This is a genomic window from Nocardia sp. CC213A (assembly GCF_030766805.1).
GTDB classification, from domain to species: Bacteria; Actinomycetota; Actinomycetes; order Mycobacteriales; family Mycobacteriaceae; genus Nocardia; species Nocardia otitidiscaviarum.
The window spans coordinates 224,322-244,112 of the sequence record NZ_JASFXA010000005.1 but is presented as its reverse complement, the minus strand read 5'-3'; the positions used below and the strand labels follow the sequence as shown (position 1 = coordinate 244,112).

The 19,791-nt window shown below is 72.1% G+C and carries 15 protein-coding genes and 1 tRNA gene; 4 read left to right on the top strand and 12 right to left on the bottom strand.

Annotated features, from left to right (window positions below):
• Nucleotides 1–5: 5 nt before the first annotated feature.
• The 11 genes from QJS31_RS11930 to QJS31_RS11880 form a co-directional block, all read right to left on the bottom strand.
• A complete protein-coding gene (locus tag QJS31_RS11930; RefSeq protein ID WP_306356697.1) occupies nt 6–4,601 on the bottom strand; it encodes a cation-translocating P-type ATPase in 4,596 nt (1,531 codons plus the stop codon).
• Nucleotides 4,601–5,218, bottom strand: a complete 618-nt coding sequence (locus QJS31_RS11925) for a hypothetical protein (RefSeq protein WP_282783223.1) — start codon at nt 5,216–5,218, stop codon at nt 4,601–4,603. Before QJS31_RS11925 ends, QJS31_RS11930 begins: the two co-directional genes overlap by 1 nt.
• A 77-nt stretch (nt 5,219–5,295) precedes the next feature.
• Entirely contained in the window at nt 5,296–6,465 is a 1,170-nt protein-coding gene (locus tag QJS31_RS11920; RefSeq protein ID WP_282783221.1) for a hypothetical protein, read from the bottom strand.
• Nucleotides 6,466–6,592: 127 nt separating this feature from the next.
• The gene (locus tag QJS31_RS11915) at nt 6,593–6,874 is read right to left on the bottom strand and encodes a hypothetical protein (RefSeq protein WP_029924149.1); all 282 of its coding nucleotides are present in this window, start codon (nt 6,872–6,874) and stop codon (nt 6,593–6,595) included.
• Nucleotides 6,875–7,034: 160 nt separating this feature from the next.
• Nucleotides 7,035–7,107, bottom strand: a tRNA-Gly gene (locus tag QJS31_RS11910).
• Nucleotides 7,108–7,221: 114 nt separating this feature from the next.
• On the bottom strand, nt 7,222–9,390 hold the full coding sequence (locus tag QJS31_RS11905) for a hypothetical protein (RefSeq protein WP_306356696.1): 2,169 nt from the start codon (nt 9,388–9,390) through the stop codon (nt 7,222–7,224).
• Nucleotides 9,387–11,045 (bottom strand): cutinase family protein, encoded by a 1,659-nt coding sequence (locus tag QJS31_RS11900; protein ID WP_306356695.1) that lies wholly within the window; start codon nt 11,043–11,045, stop codon nt 9,387–9,389. The genes QJS31_RS11905 and QJS31_RS11900 overlap by 4 nt, the downstream gene beginning before the upstream one ends.
• Nucleotides 11,046–11,089: 44 nt before the next feature.
• Nucleotides 11,090–11,716: a hypothetical protein gene (locus tag QJS31_RS11895; RefSeq protein WP_282783214.1), complete on the bottom strand. Its 627-nt coding sequence runs from the start codon at nt 11,714–11,716 to the stop codon at nt 11,090–11,092.
• Nucleotides 11,713–12,540 (bottom strand): hypothetical protein, encoded by an 828-nt coding sequence (locus QJS31_RS11890; RefSeq protein WP_306356694.1) that lies wholly within the window; start codon nt 12,538–12,540, stop codon nt 11,713–11,715. Before QJS31_RS11890 ends, QJS31_RS11895 begins: the two co-directional genes overlap by 4 nt.
• Nucleotides 12,541–12,546: 6 nt before the next feature.
• Nucleotides 12,547–13,353, bottom strand: a complete 807-nt coding sequence (locus QJS31_RS11885) for a hypothetical protein (protein ID WP_282783211.1) — start codon at nt 13,351–13,353, stop codon at nt 12,547–12,549.
• A 28-nt stretch (nt 13,354–13,381) separates the two neighbouring features.
• Complete coding sequence (locus tag QJS31_RS11880; protein ID WP_306356693.1) at nt 13,382–14,710, bottom strand: hypothetical protein; 1,329 nt, start codon at nt 14,708–14,710, stop codon at nt 13,382–13,384.
• A 335-nt stretch (nt 14,711–15,045) separates the two neighbouring features.
• On the opposite strand from QJS31_RS11880, the gene QJS31_RS11875 reads away from it, so the two are divergent.
• Nucleotides 15,046–15,678, top strand: coding sequence for a hypothetical protein (locus QJS31_RS11875; RefSeq protein ID WP_306356692.1), 633 nt, complete (start codon nt 15,046–15,048; stop codon nt 15,676–15,678).
• Between the two features lie 239 nt (nt 15,679–15,917).
• On the opposite strand, the gene QJS31_RS11870 is transcribed toward QJS31_RS11875, so the two are convergent.
• A complete protein-coding gene (locus tag QJS31_RS11870) occupies nt 15,918–16,862 on the bottom strand; it encodes an NAD(P)/FAD-dependent oxidoreductase (protein WP_306356691.1) in 945 nt (314 codons plus the stop codon).
• Between the two features lie 82 nt (nt 16,863–16,944).
• Here QJS31_RS11870 and QJS31_RS11865 point away from each other — a divergent pair, with 82 nt between their 5' ends.
• From QJS31_RS11865 to QJS31_RS11855, 3 genes are all read left to right on the top strand, one after another.
• Nucleotides 16,945–17,532, top strand: coding sequence for a helix-turn-helix domain-containing protein (locus tag QJS31_RS11865; protein ID WP_282779935.1), 588 nt, complete (start codon nt 16,945–16,947; stop codon nt 17,530–17,532).
• 162 nt (nt 17,533–17,694) lie between these two features.
• Nucleotides 17,695–19,074 carry a TrkH family potassium uptake protein gene (locus QJS31_RS11860; RefSeq protein ID WP_282779938.1) on the top strand — a complete coding sequence of 460 codons (1,380 nt, stop codon included), beginning with the start codon at nt 17,695–17,697 and terminating at the stop codon, nt 19,072–19,074.
• Nucleotides 19,067–19,753: a TrkA family potassium uptake protein gene (locus QJS31_RS11855; RefSeq protein WP_282779940.1), complete on the top strand. Its 687-nt coding sequence runs from the start codon at nt 19,067–19,069 to the stop codon at nt 19,751–19,753. The genes QJS31_RS11860 and QJS31_RS11855 overlap by 8 nt, the downstream gene beginning before the upstream one ends.
• Nucleotides 19,754–19,791 lie beyond the last annotated feature (38 nt).

The following is a 19,791-nucleotide window of genomic DNA, read 5'->3' as shown; positions in this document are numbered from 1 at the left end:
GCCGCTCAGCGCAGTGAGCGGCCCGTGTACGCCGCGCCGACGGTTCCGGCCACGGCGCATCCGGCGACGATGGTCCACGCCAGCGGCCCCAGCGGGGTGCAGCCGAAGAAGTAGTTCACCCCGGGCGTCATGATGATGGCGGCCAGCAGCGCGGTGCTGCCCGCGGCCGTGGCCCAGACCAGCGGGCTGTCCCGGCCGATCATGAGGGTCTGGCCGAGCTGGGTGGTGACCAGGGCGGCCAGTGCCATGGTGGCGGCGCGCTTCGGGCGACCCGTGGCGCGGCCCAGTATCCACGCCGCGCCCGCCCCCGCCGTGGTGTACGCGCCGCGCACCGCGACGGCGCGCAGGAAGTCGCCGCCCAGTTCGGGTTTCGGCAGCTGGCGCAGTTCGTGTCCGGCGTCGTCGGGTTCCAGGCGGTCGGTGGCGGTCCGGGTGCCCGAGAGTGCCACCGCCATGGCCGGGCCGAGATCGGTCAGCAGGTTGACCAGCAGGAACTGTCGGGTGCCGATGGGTGCACGCCCGGACAGCAGGGTGCCCAGCATGGTGAAGGTCACCTCACCGGCATTGCCGCCGACCAGCACGCCGATGGCGTCGCGGACCCGCTGCCACATGCCGCGTCCCTCCACCAGGGCGGTGAGCAGGACCGTGAGGTCGATTGATCGCTCGTCGTCGCGGACCTCATCGGAGCCGGTGATGATGAGGTCGGCGGCCTCGCGGGCCGCGACCGAGCCGCGGGCGGCGAGCCCGATGCCGATATCGGCGGTGCGGATGGCGGCGGCGTCATTGCTGCCGTCCCCGGTCATGGCCACCACATGGTCGCGCCGCTGCAGCGCGGTCACGATGCGCACCTTGTGTTCCGGGCTCACGCGGGCGAAGACGGTGGCGCGGTCGATGAGTTCGGCCTGGGCATCCTCGTCCAGCTGGTCGAGGTCGGCCCCGGTGGCCACGGTCTCGGCGGGAATGCCGAGCTGTGTGGCCACGGCGCGGGCGGTGACCGGGTGGTCGCCGGTGATCATGCGCACGCTGATGCCGGTGCGGTCCAATTGCCGCACCAGGTCACGGGTTTGCGGCCGCGGGGTGTCGGCAAGTCCGATGAAGCCGAGCAGGGTCAGCTGTTCGATCTCGTCGGCCACGTCGTCGGGGGTGCGTGGGAAGTCGCGTCGCGCCACCACCAGGACGCGCAGGCCTCGTTCGGCGAGCTGCTGGATGCGGGCCTCGGCGGCGGACCGTTCGTCGGCGGTGAACTCGACCCGACGCCGCCCGCCGCTGCTGCCGTTGGCGCGCAGCACCTGGGTGCAGCGCGGCAGCAGCACTTCGGGCGCGCCCTTGACCGAGAGCCGGATGTGGTGGGCGGTGTGTCCGACCGCCGCCGCGTAGCCGCGATTGCTCTCGAACGGGATCTCCTCGATGGGATCCCAGGTGTGCGCCGCGTCCGGCCCGAGGGTGGCGTCCGCGGCCGCCACCACCGCGCGGTCGGTGGCATGCACCAGCGGGCCGTCCTCGGTGTGCGGGCAGGCGCGGGCCGCCGCGCGCAGCAGCCGCCGGGCCTGCGGGGTGTCCCCGGCCTGGTCGGTCTCCCAGGACTCCTCGAGGTCGGCGAGCGCGGCCAGATGCAGCTTCCCGGCGGTGAGGGTGCCGGTCTTGTCGAAGCAGACGGTGTCCAGCCGACCCAGCGCCTCGATGGTGCGGCTGGAGCGCACCAGCACGCCGCGCCGCGAGAGCCGACGGGTGGCCGACAGCTGGGCGACGGTGGCGACCAGCGGCAGCCCCTCCGGCACCGCCGCCACCGCCACCGCGAGCCCGTCGGCGAGCGCGGGCCGCAGCGGCAGGCCGCGCAGGAAACTGGTCGCGGTGACCAGACTGCCGCCGCCCAGGGTGAGCGGCAGCACCCGCTCGGACAGGGAGCGCAGATGCGCCTGCACCCCGGCGGTGCGCGGCGGCCCCGCCACGGCGAGGGCGCGGCCGGATTCGGTGGCGGAGGCGACCGCCACCACCACCGCGCGGGCGCTGCCGTTCACCACGACGCCGCCCTCGAACACCATGCAGGACCGATCGCCCAGGGCCGCACCGGGAGTCGCGCCGACCTGCTTGTCCACCGTCACCGATTCGCCGGTGAGCCCGGACTCGTCCATCTCCAGCCCGTCGGTCTCCAGCAGCCGCGCGTCGGCGGGCACCACATCGCCCGAGCGCAGCGCGATCACGTCACCGGGCCGCAATTCGTCGGCGGGAGTGCTGGTTTCACCGTCCTCGGTGACGAGGCGGGCGAGCAGGCGTTCACCGACCAGCAGCCGGTGCAGGGACTGTCCGGCGCGGCGGCGCTGCAACGCCGACACCACGGCATTGAGGCCGAGCACCGACCCCACCAGCACCGCGTCGGTGGGCGAGCCCAGCAGGGCGGAGGCGACCGCGCCCACGGCGAGCAGCGGGGTGAGCGGATCCGCGAGTTCCCGGCGCACCTGCTGCGCCAGATCGGCGACGGTCTCCGTGGGACGCGCCAGCCAGCGCGCCGCCTTCAGCGCCTCGGTGGTGACGGCTCCGTGCCGCGGCTGTCGGGGCTCGGGTGCGGGCAGCCGGGCCAGCACCTCATCGGGTTCCAGCGCATGCCAGGGCACCAGCGGTACCGGCGTGATCTGGTCGGTGCGCCCGGCGCGGCGGCCCGAGAACAGTCCGGTGGCGAAGCCGAGCAGGGCCGCCGACGAAATCGGTGCGGTGGCGGCCACCGGGCGCGTCCGGGTGGGGCCGGAGGCGAGCAGCAGGCCGCTGAGGGTGGAGGCCGACAGGGTCAGCACACGCCCACGTTCGCTGGCGGCGCGCGCGGGTCCGGCCGCGGCGATGATCCGCCGCGCACACGCCAGATTCGGGCACACCACTCCGGCCTGCCAGGGCACCCGCGACCGGGTGCCGTTCCCGTGCGCCAGCCCGATCCCGAGATCCGCCGCGGCCAACGCCTTGTGCGCGTTGCCGCTCAGCATGGCGACCACGTGACCCTGCCGCTGCAACCGCCGCACCAGGGCGGTGGTCGAGCCGCCCGCGGTCACGAATTCGTCGGCGCTGCGCCGCAATTCGGCCGTCGACTCGTCGCCGATGAGCACCACCCGCAATCCGGCCTTGCGCGCGGCGGCCAGCAGTCCGATCGCCTCGGGATGCAGTTCCCAGCCGACCAGCACCCGGCCCGCGACGTTGTCCCCGTCGCGCAACTCGTACCAGACCGGTTCGCCCTCATCGGTGTCCGCGTGCTTCCCGATCGGCCCCGCGTCGGGATCTTCGCCCGGCGCCTCCTGCTCCGGCACGAGGGTGAGCTGTTCGCGATGGCGCGAGCGCGGCGGGGGAATGGGGAGGTCGGGGCCGTCGCGCCAGAGCAGCCGCTGCGCGGCGCTCCAGACATGCTCGGTGGACCAGTCGGGGTTGTCGGTGTCGGCCGACAGCACGACCGGTCGGTCACCGCGCACCGCATGGCGGTCCACCACCAGGGCGGAGGCTCGGTCGAGCCGCCGCCAGAGTAGCGGGTCGATGGTCAGCACGCCCTGCACCGCCATGACCGTGGCCAGGGTGCCCGCGAAGGTCTCGCGGCTGGCCCGCGCCGCCTTGGGCACGCCCGCGGCGAGCGCGTCCGCCGCGTCCGACATGCCCCGGCTTCCGGCGAGGGAGGTGAAGGACACCAGGGCCGACCCCGTCGACACCTGCTCGGTGCAGCGCTCGACGGGACCGGGTGGCAGCGGCACCGGCCGGAGTTCGGGCGGCCGGTAGTGGTGGACGCCGGGTTGGTCCGGCCCGGCGATCAGATCGTCCCAGCGCTGCCACTGCGCGTACCGCGCGGCGGCTTCGACCAGCCGTACGGTGCGTTGCAGGCTGTCGGCGACGAGGCTGGCGAGGTGCCCGTCCAGCGCCTGCCCGAGCGCGCTGCCGGTGGTGAGCAGGGTGTCGGTGCGGTCGCGGCCGAGGTGTCGTTCCAGCAGCGCGCGTGCCGACGGCTGGCCGTCGGCGAGCGAGACGCCCGCGCGCAGCAGTTGCGCCGGGGTGGAGCCGGGCAGCGCCGAGCGCGCCACCGCCACCCCGATGCCGACGAGATCACCGGCCAACTGGACGGCCGCGGCCAGTACGGGTTCGCGTTCGGAGGTGTCGTCGACGACCTGGCTCCAGGCCGCGGTATCGGTTCCGGCGGCGCGTTCGGCGTCGACGAGGATCTCCTCCAGCCGCGCCGTGGTGAGCTTTTCCCGGTCCGCGGCGACCGTCACCCGCCCGAGCGCCTCGTTCACCCGGTGCCAGTGCACCCCGTCGGTGCGGTCGAGACGTTCGGACACCGCCTTCGCGACCCGGTCGGCCTGCTCGGAGTGCAGGCCCCGGACCTCGGCGTGAATCCGGTTGTCCCGGATGGCCACATGTCGTTGCCGCTGCCGTGGGCGCGGGTCGAACAGGGCCTCGAACTCCCGGGTGACGTCGTCGGTGAACTCGTTCACCGCGTCGGGCAGTATCGGTTCCAGCAGGTGGCGGGTCCCCCGGGCCGCCGCGGCGGCGGGACGGCCCACCAGGGTGACCGCGGCGGCGGCTCCGAGCATGGGAATCCGTAGCGGTGCGGTGGCGATCGAGCGCAGTCCGGGCATCAGCGTGCGGTCTCCGTCGTGGACGTGCGGGTGGTGGACTTGTCGGCGGTGGACTTGCCGGTGGTGGACTTGGCTGCCGTGGACTTGCCGGTCGTGGACTTGCCGGTCGTGGAACGCTTGCGTGTCGTCGGCGTCGTAGGCGGCTTCCGGCGCGCACCTTCCGCGCTGCCAGAGCCTTTCGCCCCGCGCTGGGACTTGTTCGCCGCGCGCTCGGACTTGCCTGCCGCGCGCTCGGACTTGCTCGCCGCGGCCGCGCTGTCGTCCGGGTGGTCGGAGGTGTCGTCCGCGTGCTCACGGCGCTGTGACCGATCCGAATCGTCGTGCCGCCGTGCGCGGTTGACCAGGTACACCGCGCCCGCGACGGCGCCCGCGCCTAGGGCGAGCGGCCATTCCACCAGTCCCACCACACCCGCGGCGGTCGCTCCGAGCGCGACCGCGGTCGGCGTGCTGACGCCTGATCTCGCGCCGGAGTACGCTCCCTGGACCGCACCGCGCGCCGCGCCGGTGGTGGCTCCCACCACCGCGCCGCCGACCGTGCCGACCGTGGCGGTCACCGCGGAGGTGGCCGCGGAGGCCGTGTTGTTCACTACCTTCGCCGTACCCGATGCAATTCCCATGACTGATCCCGAGGATGGTTGGTGACGATGTCATGGACGTAGCCCGGGAACGGGAAGGCAAACGTGCCCGCGGAAGATCAGGATTCGCGGCTCAGCCGGAACGGCCCACGGTCCCAACGCCATCCGTGCTTCAGCACCAGGGCGGCGAAATCCAGGAGTTCCATGCCGGTTTCCTCCCGGATCCGGCGTAGTTCCGCCCAGTCGACCGGTCCGTCGGCGAGCCGGTTGCGGAGAATGTTCTCGGTGCGTGCGTCGACCTGCCGCCGCATGAGGTCGGCGACCCCGGATTGACTGCCCGTCCACACCAGCCAACCCCAGCCGCGCGCGTGCGCGTACCCGCGCCCGGCCGCCGCCTTGGCCCGATTGGCGCGCACTGCCGCGTGCCCGAGCGGAATCACGTCGATGAGCACCACCCGCCCGTCGGCGAAGCGCACCGCCACACTCGGGTGGTGCACCCGCTGGGCTCCGTCGAGTTCGTATTCGACCGCGCCGGGATACTCCTGGAACTCCTCGACGCGTTCGCTCCCGTCCAGCAGGCGCAGCAGCCGCGCCTGCAAGCCGGTATCGAAGGTCACCTCGCGCCCGAGCTTCTCGGCGAACATGGTCCCGCGTCCGTCGTCGTCGAAGTCCAGGCGCCGCGCCGGGCCGTCGGGTAGCTCCTCGGGCGTGCCGTCGGCCCATTCCACGCGCCGCAGCCACGGATTCCAGATCCCGGCCGGCACCTCCTCGGGTTTGGCGGCGGGCAGCAGATGCCAGCGCCCCTTCTGCTGCCAGCCCGCGATGCGCTGAAAGACGAATCCGGCCAGCCGTTTCGAATCCTGGAGATCGTGCCCGGCCAGCCGCAGCTTCAGATACGCCCAGTCCTGTGCGGCGATATCGCTGTCGGTGGCATAGGTTTCGGCCAGCAGGGTGCGCACCAGCCGCTCGTCACCCAGGCCCACCGGATACCGTTCGGCGAAGACGGCCGTATCCGGATGTCCAGTGCCCTGCACCCGCCGCACCATCTGCCCGACGGCGCGGGTGTACAACTGCCGCGCCCGGTCCCGCGACACCCCGAGCCGTGCGCCCAACAGGGTCAGCGTTTCCGGGCTCTCCCCGTCGAGTCCCAGCCGGCAGGTGACGAGTTCCCGGTCGCGCGGCCGTTCCTCGGCCTGTTCGTCCACCATGACGGCGACGACCTCGTTGACGTCCTCGAGCCCGAAGGTCACGCTGTCCCGGCTGTCGAGCAGTCCGCTCGCACTCCTCACACTTCTCGTCACCGCGGCCCCACTGTCCGTGCTGTCGACACCTGTTCGCCAGTCTGTTCGACGAGATTAGCGTCGCGCACCGACAATCCGTGCCGACCGGGGACCGTGTCCGGTCATCCGTCCCGGATCAGCCGATGGCGGCGTTCATGATGGTGCCCGCACTGGTGGCGATGATGCCGCCGATCATGGCTCCGGCCACCATCTTCGGCGACGCCAGTCCGCCACCGGTCCATTTCTCCCAGGCGAACCGACCGCCCGCGTAGGTGATGCCCAGTACACCGGACAGCAGCACGAACCAGGTGAAGTACCGCACCAGCTTCATGAGTTTGTCCGCCGCGGGCGGCGTCTCGGGAGTCGGATTCCCGATCTGGGCGAGCACGGTGTCGGCCAGGGCGCTGATGATCGTCACCCTCCGAAGGTACCGCGAATCCGCCGCGAAGTGGCTGTGAATGTGCCCGAGATCTACTGTGCGCGACCGGCTTTCAGGGGGTGTCGCGATGTCCGGAATGTCGGATACGGCGTCGGCGACGAAAGCCCCGGCACGAGTGATCGTGCCGGGGCTCTCAGGGAGCGGATGACGGGATTCGAACCCGCGACCCTCACCTTGGCAAGGTGATGCGCTACCAGCTGCGCTACATCCGCATCTCGCTCACCGGGGCTTTCACCCTGCGGCGTGCGAGAGAGAACATTAGCCCACGGCCGGTCGAAACGCCAAAACGCTCGGATCGGAGCGCCCCCGGCGCGTGTGCGCCGCCCTCAGCGTGGCGTGGCGTCGTCGGGGAGTGGGATGATGGCGTTGATGACCGTGCGGTCCGCATCCGTGGTGGTCATGACCAGTTGCGGACTCCAGATCCGCCGGGAGTCGTCCGGCCGGAACTCGGTGACGATCACGATGTACTGACCGGCGAACGCACCCGGTGTGATCTGCACGCAATGCGTGGTCAGCGGTGGGATGGTGTCGATCCCGGCCTGGATGTCGGCCGCCGACGGCACCGCCGCATCGGCCGCCACGAGTTCCCGGGCCAGCGCCCCCGACCGCGCCACGTAGTAGGCGTGCTGCAACGCCAGAATCGCGTCCGGACCCGTCCGGGTGCCGCCCGGACCGTTGCCGCGCACCTGCCCACCCTTGGCCTCCGCCGGACATTCGGGTGTGGCCGCGCCGACCGGTGCGGTCGCGTCGTTCGGGGCCGCCGCCGGAGATTCGGGAGCCGCCGCCACGTCCGAAGCCGCCGATGTCGCGGGCACCGCGGTCGGCGCCGCCGCGGCGGGCGTCGGCTCACCCGATTTGGTGACCTGCACCAGCACCGCCGCCACCACCGCGCACACCGCCAGCACCCCGAGCAACGGCGCCGCCCACCGCTCCCGCGACTCCCACATCCGCTCCCGCAGCGACCACGGCTCCCGATCGGCCCCCACCCGCCGCCGCGTCCCCCCGGACGTCCGGTGCAGCCGAGCCAACGCCGCAGCCGCCTCCGCCCGCGATCGCGCGGCGACCTCCGCCCGCGAACCCGGCCCGTACGCCGACCGTGTGCCCGCCCGGTACGCTGACCGTGTCCCCTCGTCACAACTCGGCGGCGTGCCCGCGTCGTACCCTTGCGCGTCGGTTCTGTCGCCGCGGCGCGTGTCCGCGTCGTAGTCCGGCGGATCGCCCGCCGCGTACCGGCTTCCAGCGCCTGCGTCACGCGGCGGTGGAATGCCCGCGTCATGGTCCGGCCGAATGTCTGTGCCGTACATCGATCCAGCGGCCGTGTCGTCCGATCGAGCGCCCCGGTCGCGGTCGGATCGCACGGTGCTGTCGCGGTTCGATGGAGCGGTCCTGTCACGGTCCGATCGCGCGTGCACATCGTGGCCCGACCGTCGTTCCCCACTGTGGTCCGGGCGCGCGGTGGAGCCGTGACCGGACCGCGGTGTCGCGCCGAAGGCGGACTGCGTGCCCGGCGTGTGGCGCACGGGTGACCCGGCGTCCTGGTCCGCCCGCGCGTCCTTCCGGAACGCCGCGGTCGAGTGCCCAACCGTCCGGGAGCCGGTGTCGGTACCCCGGTCGGCCGAATCCCGCTGTGCCCGTGCGGCACCGCCGGACCGCGCGTGCGCCACGGCGGGCGGTGCGGTCGGCGGCTCGGGCATCCAATGGGGATCCGACGATGGGAAGGGATGCGGCCGAGCGGCCCGATCCCGCCGCCACGCCGTGGATCCCGCCGCGCCGGACGAGTCCGAGCCGGACCGCCTGCCTCTCGACCGCGTGCCGGGGGTACCGCCGTCGTCGTAACCACCCTCGTCGTGCGTGCCCGCGTTCCCGTCGTGGCCACCGGGGTGCGCGTAGTCGTCGGTACCGCCGGTGTATCCGGTTGGCCTATCGGCCGTCTCGCCGGTGGTGTCGCCCTCGGCTTCGGCCTGCGGCAGGCGGTCTCGGGACGCGGTGTCGGGCAGGCGGCGGCTCGCGGTGGCGGTGGACCTCTGCGTTCCCGTGGCCGGGTCGGGCCCACCGGCAGGGCGGTCGTCGGCGCTGTCGGCGTAGGCCGGGGCCGGGTCGAGGTCGTCGTCCTCTTCCAGCAGGCGGGCGTGCAGTCTCGCCATGCCCGCCAGGCGGTCGTCCCAGCCGGGCAGGTCGTCGTAGTCGCCGCTTTCGTCGTCGAAGTCGTATTCGTCGTCCAGACGGATGTAGCGGCCGGGTACGGGTTCGCCGTCCGGTGCCGCGGCGTCGTCGAACCCGTCATCGTCGTATCCGCGTTGTGCGTGGTCGTATCCGCCCTGTGCGTCGGGGAATTCGGCGGCGCGGTCGTCACCTCGGCGGCTTCGCGCGGGCGCTCCGCGCTCGCGGCGGGCGCGGCGGTCGGGAGGCGGTGGCGCGCCGAGGCTTTCGCCGATCCAGTCGGCCCAGCTGCCGGAGTACCCGCCGTCGGTGGGGGAGGTATCGATGGTGCTCATGGGATGACCTGTGGTTGCGCGGGGGAGGCGAGGGGGAAGCCGCCGGAACCGGCGGGGTTCGTGGTCGGGGCGGTGGTGGGCGCGAAGAGCGGCGCGGGGCTGGTGCTCGGCGCCGTGGTCGTGTCGCTCGGACCGCCGAGCGGGAACTGGCCGTCGGGGGCGGTGGACGGCGCGCTCGTGGTGCTGGGCGCGAAGTCGAAACCGCCGTCGGGCCGGTCGCTGCCGCCCTTGGGGGCGCTGCCGTAGTCGTGCACTCCGGCGAGGTCGTGGGCGAGCGCCGCGAACCACTGGCCCACGAATTGCGCCGGGCTGTCGCCGAAGTCGCTGCCCTGCGGATTGGAGTAGTCGTGCTTCTGCGCGGTCTGCCAGTACCGCACCCAGGTGTTGGCGTCGAACAGGTCCTTGTTGTCCTGCAGGTTCTCCACCACCGCCTCGAACGCCTCGGTGACCAGGTTGTCGATGGTGGTCGGCGGCACCAGCTGGGTGACCGCGCCGACCACCTTGGTACCCAGCACCGCCAGCCCCGCCAGCGGATTGGCCAGTCCGGCGGTGGCGATCTCGGCGATATTGCCCGGCGTCAGCACGGTGCGCACCACGGTCACCACGGTGTTGATGGCGATGGTCCCGAGCTTCAGCAGCGCCTGGAACGCGTCCGGGATGTTCACCTGATTGCGTGGATCGGACGCCTCGGCCAGCCGCTGGGAAATGGACTTCTGCGGGGAGATCCGCAGATTGCTCAGCGAAGTGCCCGAAATATCGTTGTTGACCACATCGGTCACGGTCTTGATGGAGGTGAACGCCAGCGCCTGCCCGATGGACATGAGCGACCCGATCGGATCACCGCCCGAAAGCTTCACCTGGCCTGCGATATTGGCGACCACCTTCAGCAGCGCCGCGTCCTCGGGCACATCGCAGGCGAGATCACCGGCGGTGCAGAAGCTCGCCACTCGTCCGGTGAGTGCGCCGAAATTGGCCGCCACATCCCGTTCCGGCCCGATCCCGCCGCCGTAGGCCACCTGCGCGGGCTGCGCGGTGATCCGCGACAGCGCCTCCCCGCCGGTGCCGGGCACCGCGTCGGGCGTCACCTTGCCCGGCGATCCGGGGAACAGCGGCGCACCCGGATTGCGGGTGGGGTCGCCGAACAGCGCCACCGCCGCCACCTTGTCCGCCGGGATCGCGCCCCGCCCCGCGCCCACCTCCTGGGCGAACAGCGAGGCCACATGCGCCCCTTGGGAATACCCGGTGACGGCGATGCGGGTGTGCTCGCAGCGGTCGAGTACCGAGCGCGCCATGGACTTCAGGGTGCCGAGCCCGCCGCTCACCGATCGCGCGTACGGCGTCTCGTTGGCCGAGGTGGCGCCGCCGAACGACGAGTCGTAGGGCACGTACGCACGGGCGACGAGACCGTCGTCGGGCGCGGCGGCCAGCATGGGCCGGAAGACGGTGGACAGCATGCCGGTATCGGTGGTCACCGCGGCGTCGGGAGACGACTGCCCGGTGCCCTGGATGCCGAGCGCGAACAGCGCCGGGCAGGTCTCGATGGGTGGTTGTTGGTCCGTCGGGGCGGCGGACGCGCCGCCGATCCCCACCGCCGCGATGACGCTGACGGCGGTCGCGAGGACAGCCGAGTGTCGAATTCTTGCCCAGGACAGCAATGTTCGATCCTCCTCGTATTCGGCGGTGGGTGCCGCACCGGTGTTCAGCCGGTGTCGCGGTGTCCGGTCTGCTGCGCCTCGGGCGCGGTGAGAGCTATTCCCGCCGCGCGCGCGGCCAGGAAGAGCTGTTCGGCGAGATGCCGAACCGGTTGCGGGGGAGTGCGTGTCGCGTCGCCCTCGTCCACCGGATTGCGCACGGCGGCCGGATCCCAGACCGGCATGCGGTGCGGTTCGAGTTCGCGCCACGGCTCGATCCAGTTCAGCCGCCACGCCCGCGCGCCCATATCGACCGCGCGCGCCTCCACCACCTGCCGTCGGCGTGCCACCGACTCCGGCAGCGGGCGAGCGGAATCGGCCACCGTGACCACTCCGACGAGGCGGCTGCCCGCCGGTGTCGCCTCGTTCTGGTGCGAGAGCAGCGCGTATTCGAGAGCGTTGACACCGCTCATGTGGGTGCGCGCGACGAGCACCACCAGCGGCGAATCCATATCGTGCAGCAGCCCGATGCGGCCCGGCCAGCGCCGCCCCGCATCACCGGCCCAGCTCATACTGGCGGCCAGGCTGGTCACCCCGGCGCCGCCGTGCACGCCGACCAGCCACACCAGCGGGGGACGTCCCGGCGGGACCGGCACCGCGCGGTGCCACATGGGTACGGGCGGCCAGTCGTTCACCGCAGCACCCCCAGCAGTCGCAGATACGCGTCGCGCGTCGGGGCCGCCAGCCGGTGCCACGAGATCACGTCGCCCGCGGCCAGATGACCGTCGAACGGCACGGTCACCACTTCCCGCACCCACTTGCCGAGATAGGTGCGCACATGGTCGATGGACGCTCTTCCCGCGCCCTGCACCTGTTCGGTCAGCACGATCACCGCGTCGCCGATGAGGAATTCGCTGTACTGCTCGTCGAGCCAGCGCAGCGCCGGTCGCAGCCGGTTGACCGCGTCGGGCCGGGCGGCGACGGTGATCACCAGCCCCACCCGGGGGTCGGAGAGCAGCGGTGCGGCCAGGCGGCTGGTGACCGGCGCGCCCGCGTCCAGCACCGCGAGCAGCCCGGCCGTCTCGAGGTGGCGTGTCACCGACACCAGGGTTTCCCGGCGCGGCAGCGGGTCCGGGCCGCGCGGCAGCACCCGCACTCCGGTGGCGGTGTGGCCGGTGCAGGCGAGCACGGTGGAGGCGAGTTCGGGGTGCGGGGTGTTCAGCCAATCCTGCAGGGTGCTCACGGGGGTGGCGGCGTCACAGCCACGCAGTCCCACATCACCGCCGCCGAGGGTGGCGTCGACCACGATCGGCCACACCTGTCCGTCGCTCTCGGCCACCGCGGCGGCGGCCAGGCCGAGCGCGGTGGTGGACGCGCCGGAGGAGCCCGTCGTGCCGAGCACCAGCACCGAGGGCAGGGCGGCGCGCACCAGGCGACCCTGCCCGCCGCGCAGTGGAACCGGGTCGGTCGGCGCGCCGGGCGTCGCCGTGACCGACAGCTCCACCGCCTCGGAGGTCATGGGGCACTACCCTTCCGCGGCGACGATCGCGGTGATGAGCATTCGTCCGTCACGGTGCGCGGTGGTGACGATCTGCTGCCAGGACGCCTGCTCACCATCGGGATGCCGCTCGTCCACGCCGACCAGCCAGCGCCCGGCGGGCAGCGGGGAGACGGTGACGCAGTGCCGGGTGCCGGCCGGGACCGCGGCGATGGCCTCGCGGGTGGCGCTCTCCGGGGCCACCCGGGCGTCCGGGGCGAGCAGGGCGCGCACGGCGGCCGGGTCGCGCTGTACGTACCAGGCGTATTCGAGACGCAGGATGACACCGGGCGCGGTGGTGGCATCGCCCGCACCCGCGCCCACCACCCGCTCGGGGGTGACCGACGGCTGGCACCAGGTGTCGGTGGCGTCGGCGGCCGGTGCCGCCGCGGGCGGTTCCGGGGGTGTGGACGGCGGTGCGGCCGTAGGCGTTTCGTCGCCGGTGAACAGCCAGGCTCCGGCCGTGACCACGGCGACCAGGGCCAGCGCCGCGGCCGCCAGGGCCGAGCGCATGATCATCCGCTGTCGGCGGCGGGTGGCGAGGCTGCGCCGCCGCGCCTCCTCGACGAGCGGGGCCATCGGGTCCTCGGCCCGCAGATCCGACGACAGATCCTCGCCGTCGTAGTCGTCCGGGTCCGGTGCGCGGCGCACGCCGCCGCGGACACCGTCATCGGTCTCGAGCCACCGGGACCACGGGGCCGCTTCCGGACTCGCCGGGTGATCCGCTCCCGCGTTCTCCGGGGACAGGGCGGGCATCGTCGCCCGCGGCATCGAGGGGTCGCGCCGCTCGGACACCGACATCACTCCAATCGGTCGTCGTCACTCAGCGCGGCGCGTGGAAGGCCGACACCACACCATTGATGACATCGGCGGCGGGCCCGAGCTCCGGAGCCAGCGGTGGCATGGCCGCCACCGCATCCCGCAACCCACCGACCACCGCCGCGCCCACCGGCCCGGACTCCTCCACCGCCGCGGCCGTTTCCACCACCTGTGCGGTCACCTGCGCGACGGGCTCCGCGTACTGGGGAGCCGCGACCGGCGCGGGCTCCCACACGGGAGCTGGCTCCGCGATCGGAGCGGGGGCGGGCTCCGCGATCGGAGCGGGCGCCGGTGCGGGTAGGGCAGCGGGGGTGATGCCGGGGATGACCGGCGCGGTGATCGTCGCGACGCCGGGGATGTCGATGAGCGGGGCGGCGTCCGTGCCCGGCGCCGGTGCGGCGGCGGGGGTGACGCCGGGGATGACCGGTGCGGCGACGGTCAGCACGCCGGGGATGTGGATGAGGGGTGCCGGGGTGGGGGCCGCGACCTGGGTCGCCACCGGCTGGTCGATGGGCAGCGGGGGCTGTGGTTTGGTCGAGTCGCCGCCGCTCAGGGCACCACCCGCGAGTGCCGCCAGCGCACCGCCGCCGACCACCAGGGGGACGCTCACCATGCCGCCGAGCGATCCGCCGCCGACGCATCCCGCGATACCGCCGACGATCGCACCGGCCGGGGCGCCGACTCCGGCGGTAGGGATGCCGCCGATCGCGGCACCGGCCAGGGCGCCGACGGCCGCGCCGACACCGCAGCCGATCGGCACCAGCACGGCCGGGGCGAGTGCGCCCGCCGTACCGGCTCCGAGCAGTGCGCCCATCGAGCTGGTGGCGGCCATGCGGTCGGATTCCTCACGCGAGAAACCCATGCCGTCGTAGGCGGCGGCGATCTGCCATTCCGCCCAGTCCGCGTACGCCTGCGCCTTGTCGCGCGTCCGTACGTCCACCCATTCGGGCAGGTCGACGATGCCGGTGCCGAGCCGCAGCTGGTGCGGATTCTCCGGAATGTACGGCGTTTCCGGTGCGGGCCGCGCGGGCTCGGCCTCGGGTTCGGAGGGCTGTTCGCGCTGGCTCGGCGGCTGCACCAGGGTGTCGATATTCGGCTGCACCTGCTGCTGCGGCCGGGGCCGGGGCGGAGGTGGGGGTGGGTCCGGAATCCAGTCGGCCGGGCTGGGTGTGGGCGGTGTCGCGGGGGCCTGGGGCGGCTGGGTCAGTCCCGGTTGTCCCTCGCCGGGCACCGCGAGCCCGGGTTGTCCCGGTGCCGCCCCGGCCACGCCGTGTCCCGCGGCGAGGACCACGGGTAGGACGGAGAGAGCGGTCAACGTGCGTCTAGCGGTCATTCCGGATCCCCTTTTCGCGGCGGGTGTCGCGCCGACCGCACATCCCACACCAAACCCTCTGGACGCCCACTGCGGTCGGCCGTCACCACCCCGGGTGACATATCGGGTTCCCGCCGCAATTACCCCGCGATGAGTCCCCGTCACCTGCGATGATGTTTTGCCGGGATGATGGTACCCGAAACTGAGGTCCGGCAACTGAATACGGACGAGTCGGTATGAATTCCCTTGGATAGCCGACATCCTCCGAATCCGCCACAATAAGATCGGCGGGAGTGCGCGGCAGCCGTGCCCCGCAACACCTTTCATCAGCGCCCCGATCCGCGAAGGGGAGGCTCGTGCGCCTATCAGCAATCTGCCAGCGAACGGCGCTGCTCCTGCTGACACTGATCACCGCCGCCGCCTGCGGCCTCTCCGACACCCCATCGTCCGCACCCACCTCGGCGCCCCCCGACCCGAACCGGCCACCGGCCGACATTCACTGGGAGACCTGGCAGGGTGTGCGACTTCCCTTCGGCGGCAAGGACGGTCCCACCCGCGTCGCCGAGGCCGCCCTGGGCTACTCGCACACCCCGCAGGGTGCGGCATTGGCCGCCATCCACCACACCGTCCGCATCTCCCTGGCCCCCGACGCCACCTGGTCGAAGATCGCCGCGCAGACCCTCGTACCCGGCCCCGGCAAGGACGAATGGGTGCTGGCCCGCGCCCGGATCTCGGTCACCCAACCCGCCTCCGCGGAACTGGCTCCCCGCATCGCCGCCTACCGGTTCACCACGTACGCCGAGGATCGCGCCCAGTTGCTCGTGTACAGCATCTACTCGGACAACAGCATTGCGGCAAACACTCAGACAGTCGTCTGGTCGCACGACGACTGGCGTTTGCTCCTGCCCGATCCGGCCCTGAAATCCGTGGTGGTGGAAGCGGTCCCGGATATCCCCGCTGATGCCGTGCGATTGCCGCAACCCGACTAGTCGGCTGTCCCATTTGCGCCGCCGCGACTCGGCTGGCATACATGCGCACCGGCAATGTCGCGTGCCCGGAATGCCGACCACGGCGCGCCGACTCCACTCCCGCCGGTTCGCATCGGGTGGTCCGTCCCGCACACCACCCGCATCTCCAGCCGATGCGCGCCGCGCCGGACACGGGCACCGCGCCCGAACGGCGGCGGCACCGCCCGGGCGCGGTCCGACCCGCGTTCCTCCGTGCCGAGTCAGACGCGCGCGGCCACGGCTGCGCGGACCTCTTCGGCCACCAGGTCGGCGTTGATCTGCGCACCGGCCATGGCGCCCGCGGCGGCGGCGCTGCCGACCTGGGCGGACAGGTCGGTGACATTGCCCGCGGCCCAGACACCCGGCACCTCGGTGCGGCCGGTCGGGTCGGCGGGGATGTGCTCGCCCATACCGGAGGGGTGGGCGACCGCGGTCAGGCCCAGGCCCGCGAGGAATTCGGCGCGCGCCACCATGCGCGAGGCGACCGCCACCGTGGTGCGGGGGATGAGCGTGCCATCGGCCAGCCGCACACCGGTGAGCCGGTCCTGGGTGATCTCCAGTGCGGCCACCGCCCCCTCGACGACCTCGATTCCCCGCGCCGCCAGCTCCTCCCGCTGGTCCGCGCTCAACGGCAGATCGTTGGCGAGAAACGCCACATCGGCGCTCAACTGCCGGAACAGTAGTGCGCCGTGCACCGACATCGGCCCGGTGGCGATGACGCCGATGGGCTGATCGCGCACCTCCCAGCCGTGGCAGTAGGGGCAGTGCACCACCTCGCGCCCCCATCGTTCGCGCAGTCCCGCGATATCGGGCAGTTCGTCGACCAGCCCGGTGGTCACCAGCAGTCGCCGCGCTCGCACCGTCCCGCCGTCGCGCAGCGTCACCGCGAAACCGTCGTCCGTGTGCGCCACCGCCGTGACCTCACCGTCGACGATCTCGCCGCCGTAGCCGCGCACCTCCTCGCGGCCACGCCGCAGCAGTTCCCGCGGCGGCACGCCGTCGCGCGCGAACAGCCCGTGCACCGCGTGGGCGGGGGCATTGCGCGGCGCTCCCGAGTCGACCACCAGCACCGACCGCCGCGAGCGCGCCAGCATGAGCGCCCCGTTCAGCCCCGCGGCCCCGCCGCCGATCACCACCGCGTCATAGTTTCCGGTCCATTCGGTCATCCAGACCACCTCCTCGCCGACGACCATGCGCCCGAACCCGCGGTTTCGGCAAGCTCCTTTGCTGTTATGGCAAACTGGAGGCATGGACGACCTGGATCAGGCCCTGGAAGCGGTCGGCCCCCGCCTGCGCGCCCTGCGTAAACAGCGCGATGTCACCCTCACCGATCTCTCCGCCACCACCGGCATCTCGGTGAGCACCCTGTCCCGCCTGGAATCCGGTGCCCGCCGCCCCACACTCGAACTCCTGCTGCCCCTGGCCAAGGCCCACCGCGTCACCCTGGACGAACTGGTCGGCGCCCCACCCACCGGCGATCCGCGCGTCCACCTGCGCCCGGTCACCCAGCACGGCATGACCATGATCCCGCTGACCCGCCGCCCCGGCGGCGTGCAGGCGTACAAGCTCGTGCTCGCCCCCGATGCTCACCGTGGCGAACCGGATCCCAAGACCCACGAGGGCTACGAATGGCTCTACGTGCTCAACGGCCGCCTGCGCGTCATCCTCGCCGAACACGATTTCGTCATGCTCCCCGGTGAGGCGGCCGAATTCGACACCCGCGTCCCGCACTGGTTCGGTCCGGCCGACGATAATCCGGTCGAATTCCTCAGCCTCTTCGGCAAACAGGGCGAACGCGCGCACCTGCGCGTGCGCCCGAAAGCGGAGTCGACATGAGCCGTGCCCGGTGGCGCAACCCACAGTGCGGCTTCGGCGGTCGGCGCCGATCGCGCGGATAGACTCCCCCCGGGCCGGCCGTACCGGTCGGAGTCGGGTGCGACAGAGGAGGCCGAGTGACTGGGTGCGTCGGTTCGCCATCGGGCTCGGCGTACTGATCGGATGGGACGAACCGCGTTGCCGGTAATCCGGCGACTGGGTCCGCTGGGGCATCCCGCCCGGCTGACGGTGGCCGGCTTCGCCGCGGCCAATCTGCTCGGCACGCTGCTGCTCATGCTGCCGGTCTCCGCGGCCTCCGGTACCTGGACCGATCCGGTGACCGCCCTGTTCACCTCCACCTCGGCGGTCTGTGTGACCGGCCTGGTGGTGGTCGACACGGCCACCCACTGGTCCGCGTTCGGCGAGGCGGTGGTGCTCGCGCTCGTCCAGATCGGTGGCCTCGGCATCATGACGGCGGCCTCGCTGCTGGGGCTGCTCGTCGCCCGCCGCATGGGTTTGCGGATGCAGCTCATCGCCCAGGCGGAGACCAAGACCCTGCGGCTGGGCGAGACGAAGCGCGTCGTCCTCGGCGTCGTCGCCATGAGCCTGACGATCGAGGTGGTGGTGGCCGCGGCGCTGACCGCGCGTCGGTTGGCGACCACACCGGATTCCTTCGGCTCCGCCCTGTACTGGGGCGTGTTTCATGCGATCTCGGCCTACAACAACGCCGGATTCGGCCTCGCCTCCGACAATCTCGTCGGCCAGGCCACGGACTTCTGGATCATCGGGCCGATCATGATCGCGTTCGTGCTCGGCGGCATCGGCTTCCCGGTGGTGTTCGAGGTGTCGCGGGCGATGCGCTCGCGGCTGCGGGGCGTCCGAGTTCCGGGATGGTCGCTGCACACCAAGATCACCGTGCTGACCTATGCCGGTCTGCTCGCCGTCGGTGTCGTGCTGGTGACAGCACTGGAATGGACCAACCCTCGAACCCTCGGTCCACTGGCGCTGCCGGGCAAACTGCTCGCGGGGGTGTTTCACGGCGCATCCCCGCGTACCGCGGGCTTCAACTCCGTGGATGTCGGTGCGCTGCACCCCACCACGCTGCTTGTCAATGACGCGCTGATGTTCATCGGCGGCGGCAGCGCGGGCACGGCGGGCGGAATCAAGGTGACCACCTTCGCGCTGCTGGCGTTCGTGGTGTACGCCGAGGTGCGCGGCCAGCCGACCGTGCACGTGATGGGACGGCGGCTGGCCGCCACCGTGCAGCGGCAGGCGATCACGGTCGCGCTGCTGAGCCTCGGCGTCGTGCTGATCTCGACCATGACGCTGCTGCGGCTGTCGCATCTGCCGCTCGACGACGTACTGTTCGAGGTCACCTCGGCGTTCGGCACCGTGGGGTTGTCCACCGGCATCACCGCCGACCTGCCGACCACCGGGCATCTGCTACTGATCGGCCTGATGTTCATCGGCCGTGTCGGTCCGATCACCCTGGCGTCCGCCCTCGCGCTGCGCGAGCACGAACGCCGCTACGAGCTACCGGAGGAGCGACCCATCGTTGGCTAGGACACCATTCACCAAGGCCCCCAAACACCCCGGCACCAGGGTCGTCGTCATCGGACTGGGACGGTTCGGCGGCTCACTGGCTCGCGAACTGGTCGTACACGGCTCCGAGGTGCTGGCCATCGACTCCGATCCGCGCCTGGTGCAGAACTACTCCGACGAACTCACCCACGTCGCGGTCGCCGACACCACCGATATCGGTGCACTGGAACAGCTCGGCGTCCCGGACTTCCCGCACGCGGTGGTCGGCATCGGCACCGATCTGGAAGCGAGCATTCTCACCACCTCGCTGCTCGTCGATTTCAAGATCCCGCGCATCTGGGCCAAGGCCACCAGCCGCCAGCACGGCCGCATCCTCGAGCGCATCGGCGCGCATCACGTGGTGCTGCCGGAATTCGATATGGGCGAACGCATCGCGCACCTGGTGACCGGGCGCATGCTCGACTACATCGAATTCGACGAGGACTACGCCATGGTGCGCACCACCGCTCCGCGCGCGGCGATCGGGATGACGCTCACCGAGAGCGGTCTGCGGCAGCAGTTCGACGTGACGGTCGTCGCCATCAAGCGTCGCGGCGGCGAATTCACCTATGCCACGCCGGATACCGTGGTGATGGACGGCGATCAGCTCATCGTGTCCGGCAGTATCGCCGATGTCGAATCGTTCGCGGATCTCGTCTGAGCGCTCCCACGGCCGAGCCGTCCGAAGAAGCGAGGCTG

What these genes read in the sequence shown, in the direction of transcription:
- QJS31_RS11930 (WP_306356697.1), bottom strand. Translation starts at nt 4,601, where the DNA reads ATGCCCGGACTGCGCTCGATCGCCACCGCACCGCTACGGATTCCCATG.
- QJS31_RS11860 (WP_282779938.1), top strand. Translation starts at nt 17,695, where the DNA reads ATGGGACGAACCGCGTTGCCGGTAATCCGGCGACTGGGTCCGCTGGGG.
- QJS31_RS11905 (WP_306356696.1), bottom strand. Translation starts at nt 9,390, where the DNA reads ATGAGCACCATCGATACCTCCCCCACCGACGGCGGGTACTCCGGCAGC.
- QJS31_RS11925 (WP_282783223.1), bottom strand. Translation starts at nt 5,218, where the DNA reads ATGGGAATTGCATCGGGTACGGCGAAGGTAGTGAACAACACGGCCTCC.
- QJS31_RS11890 (WP_306356694.1), bottom strand. Translation starts at nt 12,540, where the DNA reads ATGACCTCCGAGGCGGTGGAGCTGTCGGTCACGGCGACGCCCGGCGCG.
- QJS31_RS11880 (WP_306356693.1), bottom strand. Translation starts at nt 14,710, where the DNA reads ATGACCGCTAGACGCACGTTGACCGCTCTCTCCGTCCTACCCGTGGTC.
- QJS31_RS11870 (WP_306356691.1), bottom strand. Translation starts at nt 16,862, where the DNA reads ATGACCGAATGGACCGGAAACTATGACGCGGTGGTGATCGGCGGCGGG.
- QJS31_RS11865 (WP_282779935.1), top strand. Translation starts at nt 16,945, where the DNA reads ATGGACGACCTGGATCAGGCCCTGGAAGCGGTCGGCCCCCGCCTGCGC.